Annotated in this window: 5 protein-coding genes; 2 read left to right on the forward strand and 3 right to left on the reverse strand. The window is 75.3% G+C overall.

Features of this window, described 5'->3' with window-relative positions:
* Window positions 1–46: 46 nt before the first annotated feature.
* Window positions 47–838: a helix-turn-helix domain-containing protein gene (locus tag ACFV61_RS22130; protein WP_380493498.1), complete on the reverse strand. Its 792-nt coding sequence runs from the start codon at window positions 836–838 to the stop codon at window positions 47–49.
* Between the two features lie 18 nt (window positions 839–856).
* Window positions 857–1090 carry a hypothetical protein gene (locus ACFV61_RS22135; protein WP_363586793.1) on the reverse strand — a complete coding sequence of 78 codons (234 nt, stop codon included), beginning with the start codon at window positions 1088–1090 and terminating at the stop codon, window positions 857–859.
* Between the two features lie 553 nt (window positions 1091–1643).
* Between ACFV61_RS22135 and ACFV61_RS22140 the strand changes: the two genes are divergently transcribed.
* Both ACFV61_RS22140 and ACFV61_RS22145 read left to right on the forward strand, forming a co-directional pair.
* A complete protein-coding gene (locus tag ACFV61_RS22140; RefSeq protein ID WP_380493500.1) occupies window positions 1644–2762 on the forward strand; it encodes a DUF4037 domain-containing protein in 1119 nt (372 codons plus the stop codon).
* A gap of 123 nt (window positions 2763–2885) precedes the next feature.
* Window positions 2886–3650, forward strand: coding sequence for a hypothetical protein (locus ACFV61_RS22145; protein WP_380493502.1), 765 nt, complete (start codon window positions 2886–2888; stop codon window positions 3648–3650).
* Window positions 3651–3893: 243 nt separating this feature from the next.
* Here ACFV61_RS22145 and ACFV61_RS22150 read toward each other — a convergent pair whose 3' ends face one another.
* Entirely contained in the window at window positions 3894–4409 is a 516-nt protein-coding gene (locus ACFV61_RS22150; protein ID WP_380493504.1) for a cupin domain-containing protein, read from the reverse strand.
* Between the last annotated feature and the right edge of the window lie 428 nt (window positions 4410–4837).

The following is a 4837-nucleotide window of genomic DNA, read 5'->3' on the forward strand; positions in this document are numbered from 1 at the left end:
CGCCGCGCGGGGGCGGGGGGGCCCCCCCCCCCCCCCCGGCACCGGGTCACACGAGTACCGGCGGGCCGCCGCCGGCGCCGTCACGGCCCGTCCCGGCGGAGTGGCCGGGGTGGCCGGCGTCCTCGGCGCGGTCGGCGGCCAGGCTGTTGCGCAGGGTCACCCACAGTTTGAACAGGATGTCCGTCGGGGTGCCGCTGCTGGAGGACTGCATGGCCCGGGTGAACTCCCGTTGGTACGTGCGGGAGTTGACCGGTGCCGAGGTGCGGGCGTTGTTCGTCCGCTCCCAGGCCGCCGCCCACAGTGCGCGGCGGGCCTCCTTGACCCCGCAGACCTCCATGTAGGTGAGGAACACCGCCTTGCGCAGCGGGGCCTCACCCCTGAGGACCAGCGCCAGGGTGCTGGAGGGCAGGCGCCCTCCCCCGGCCCGGGCCCGGCGGTCCAGCTCCTCCAGGGAGGGCCAGTCGGCCTTGCGCCGCATCTCGTGCATCGCCCGTCGCAGGTCGGCGAGGGAGTCGACCTGCTCGGGGTTGAGCCGTCGGGGCGCCCGGCGCTGGGTCCCGGAGGGGCGCGGGACGTGGGCCCAGTAGTTGGCCAGGGTCCACTTGCGGCGGGCCGCCTTGAGGTCGCCGTCGCAGGCCCGGGTGAGGGCCTCGACGACCTCCCAGTTCGGCATGGTCCGGCCGCTGGTGGCCCGTTGCAGGGTGGTCGGGTGGTAGTTGGTCCGGTCGGCGAGCTGACGGTAGGTCAGCCCCGCCTCTTCACGCTGCTCGCGCAGCAACGCGGCGAGCCGACCCAGGGCCGGCTCGGTCGCCGCGATCGGTTTCTCCTGGCGTCCCATCGCGGTCCGGCGTTCCTTCTAGGCCCGCCCCTGCTGGAGCCTGGCATTCAACAGCAGTCCGCCGGTGGCCAGTTCGAGCGCCGCTCCCGCCGACATGCCCGTCCTCACCAGGGCGGCGGCCACGACGACCACGACGACGACCACGGCCGTCCGCACGGGGCCGGACGACCAGGGCAGGCCCGGCCGCGGCGGCGCCGGGTGGCCGGCGGCGCAGTGGGCGGGGGCGCGCTTCTTCTTCCGCTTCCTCGTCATCGAGGACCTCCTATATCACCGTCTACTCCAACGGACGGGAACTTCGGTGGTTGGCGTCACGCGAGGAACCCGTTTCGCGCAACACTCTGTCAGGCGTACGGGTGATTCCCAATCGGTTCGGTGAACATCGCGAAGATTGATGCGCCAGAATCCCGGGCCCGGCCCGCAATCTCGTCACAACCCTGTGACATCAGTGCAGTTCAGGAACTCGAAACCGGAATTTGATGCATTTTTGTGCAACTCGCCCTTGTAGCCGTCCTGGCTGAATGTGACGATGTGCAGCAGCGTCATCCAGACCTGCGGGTCAGGAACCCGGGGGCGCTGTCTACTCCAAATTCTCGGGAACACCGGCAGCGGGCCGTGTTGGCGCATGGGCCCGTCCGAACAGCAGAGACCGCCCGGCCCCCAGCGGCCCGAGCGGTCTCTCTGTGTTTGTCCGCCGGGGGAAAGGGCGGCGGCCGGCGGACACGGCAGCCGACGGAAGGGGTTTCCGGGAGGCGGTGGTCCGGAATCCGGTGGCCCGGGGCGGCGGGGTGTTGGCACAGTGGGCCCCATGACGACTCCCGATGATGGTGGCGCGTTCGTCCCCGGCCTGGAGCTGGCGCGGACGCTGCACGAGGAGGCGGTGCGCCCGCTGCTGGCCGAGGCGTTCCCCGGACTCGGGTACGCGGCGGCGCGGGTGGGCGCGGGCTCGGAGGTGCTGGGCTTCGACACCGCCCGCTCGACGGACCACGACTGGGGCCCTCGCCTGGAGCTGTTCCTCTCCCCCGGCGACGCCGCCCGCCACGGGAAGCGGCTGCGCGAGGTGCTGGCGCACCGGCTGCCCCGGCAGGTGCGCGGCCGCTCCACGCACTTCCGGCGCGGCCCGGACCCGCTCGACCCGGTGCGCCACCCCGACTGGACCGAGGGCCCGGTGGACCACCTGGTCGAGGTCCACGACGTGCCCTCCTGGCTGGCCGCCCGGCTGGGCCCGGCGGCGGCCGGGTGGTACCGGACGGACCCGGGGGCCGGCGACTGGCTGGCACTGCCGCAGCAGCGCCTGGCCGAGGTGACCGGCGGCGCGGTGTTCCACGACGGCCCGGGCGACCTCACCGCGGCCCGGCGCCACCTGGCCTGGTACCCGGAGCAGGTGTGGCGCTACCTGCTGGCCTGCCAGTGGCGCCGGATCGAGCAGGAGGAGGCGTTCGTCGGGCGCTGCGCCGAGGTCGGCGACGAGCTCGGCTCGATGGTGGTGGCCGCCCGCCTGGTCCGGGAGGTGATGCGGCTGTCCCTGCTGATGGAGCGCCGCTACGCCCCGTACGGCAAGTGGCTGGGCAGCGCGTTCGGGCGCACCGGCGCCGCCGGGGAGCTGGGGCCGCTGCTGCACGGCGCGCTGACGTCCGGTCATTTCACGGAGCGGGAACGGTACTTGTGCGAGGCGTACGAGGCCGCGGCCCGCCGGCACAACGCCCTGGGGCTGACCGCACCGCTGGCGGCGGCCCGCCGGCCGTTCCACGGCCGCCCCTACCTCGTCCTGGACGCCGGCCGCTTCGCCCGGGCGCTGCTGGAGACGGTCACCGACGCGCGGCTGCGCGCCCTGCCGCCGGTGGGCGGCGTGGACCAGTGGACGGACAGCACCGACCTGCTCGGCCTGCCGCAGGCCATCCGGACAGCGGTCGGCGCCCTCGGCTGAACCCGGCGGCCGGCGGAAGTCGGGTACGGCGGCGCATTGCGGTGCGGGCCGCCGCCGGGCCAGCCTGTGGGGCGGACGCCGCGACCCGTGCGGACGCCACCCGGCCCGAGAGGACCCCGCCCGGTGAACGGCTTCGAGTACCTGCTCGGCATGCTGCTGGCCCAGCCCGTACGGGCCCGGGACGCGCTGCGCGCCCGCCTGCCCACCACCCGCCGGCTGCACGCCCTGGCCTCCTCGCCGCAGGTCGAGGCGCTGCGGGCCGCCGAGCGCGCGCGGATCCGCCGGATGGTCGAGGGCCTGGCCGCGGTGGAGGGCGTGACGCACCTGCTGACCCGCGTCGCCGACCACTGCGACCGCCCCGCCTCGCTCGGCCTGCTCACCACCACCGCCGAGGGCCGCGGCGTGCTGGTCTGCCGGATGAGCGCCGCCGCCTACTTCGCCACCGGCGAGGACATCACCGCCGTCCTGCCCAGGATCGAGGCGGCGGGCCTGGCCGACTGGGGCTTCCCGAACACCTGGGGCGACGAACCGCCGTACTCACCGGGCACGGTCGCCTACGCGCTGCGCTACCACCGCGACCGCGGCCTCTTCCCCGACGGCTGGCGGATGCCCGGCCCGAGCCTGTCCACCGCCGACGCCACCCTGGTCTGGGACCTGTCCGGCATCCCCCGCCCGGACCCGTACTGGCCGCGCCCGGGCAGCGACGTGTACTTCCGGCACGAGCAGATCCCGGCGGACGGCGACCCGGCCGCGCTGCTGCGGGCCGCCCGCGCCGAGGGGCGGGGCCCGGTACTGGTGCTCACCTTCGGCCGCGACTGGACGGACACCTGCACGTACCACGCCGTGCCGCGCGGGCGCGGGCGCAGACACGGGCGCGAACCGGGCTGAGCGCCCGGTGCGGCCGGGGGCGGCGCCCCGGCCGCGCGCACGGTTCAGGCGCTCAGCACTGGGGCCGGCGGCCGTGGTTGGCCCCGCGCCGGGCCCGGGCCTTCTTCTTGCGGCGACGCTTCGACGACATGGCCACTCCTCTCGCAACCAGGACACCCCCGGCCTCCACCGTTCCACACCCGGCCCGCACCGGCCCGCCGGGAGCGGCCGTCACGGGCCCCGGGCGGGGGCGGGGGCGGGGCCTCAGGCGGAGGCGGCGCTGCGGTCGAGGGCGGCGCGCCAGGCGGGGCTGTCGACGTAGTGGTTGTCGAAGCGCCCGGCGGAGGCGGCGATCGCGCCCGGGTCGGTCTCGCCGCGCATCACGCGGCCCAGCAGGCGCAGGTAGTCGAAGCGGTCCATGCCCGGGGTGAACACGAACAGGACGTCGGCCTCGGCGCCCGGGGCGGCGGCGAAGGCGTGCGGGGTGTGCGGCGGCACGGCGAGGAAGTCGCCCTCGCCCAGGATCGTGACCTCCTCGCCGACCAGCACCTGCAGCGAGCCGCCGATCACGAAGAACAGCTCCCACGCCCGGGTGTGGAAGTGCGCGGGGGCCCCGACGGCGCCCTTGGCGAAGGTGGAGCGGTAGCTGGTGAACCCGCCCTCGGTGTGCGCCGAGTCGGCGAGCAGGGTCATGGTGCTGCTCGGGTCGGCGCAGCTCTCGGCCTCGGCGTGGCGGGTCAGCACGGGGGCGGCGGTGGCGGTGTTGCTCGTCGTCGTCATGGGACCAGGCTAGAACCGGAAAGACCCGCCATCAGGTGGCAATTGAATGCCACTTTCACGGGTCAATTCCCGGGGCCGGCGGCCGCTGGCAGACCGGCAGACCTGCCCGATGACGACGGACGATCTTCTGCGGCACCAGGACGAACGGCGGGCCGAGGCCGCGTCCGCCTGACCTGCCCGTCCGTGCTACTCCGCCGGGCCCGCCACCCGTCAACGCGGACGGCGCGCGGCACCCGTTCGGGGGGCGGACGTGCGGCGCGGGCCGCTGTGCCCGTAGCGTCGTCGCTGCACACGGCGTAGGACGCGGGGAGGGTGTCGGCGATGGCGGGAGTGCCGGTCATGAGGGGTGGGCGGCGGCCCGGGCGGGGCGCCCCGGCCCCCGGGGTGGGGGCGGCCCGGGTGAGGGCGGCCGCCAGCGGCGCCGCCCC

Source organism: Kitasatospora sp. NPDC059817 (assembly GCF_042731835.1).
In the GTDB taxonomy this organism is placed as follows: Bacteria; Actinomycetota; Actinomycetes; order Streptomycetales; family Streptomycetaceae; genus Kitasatospora.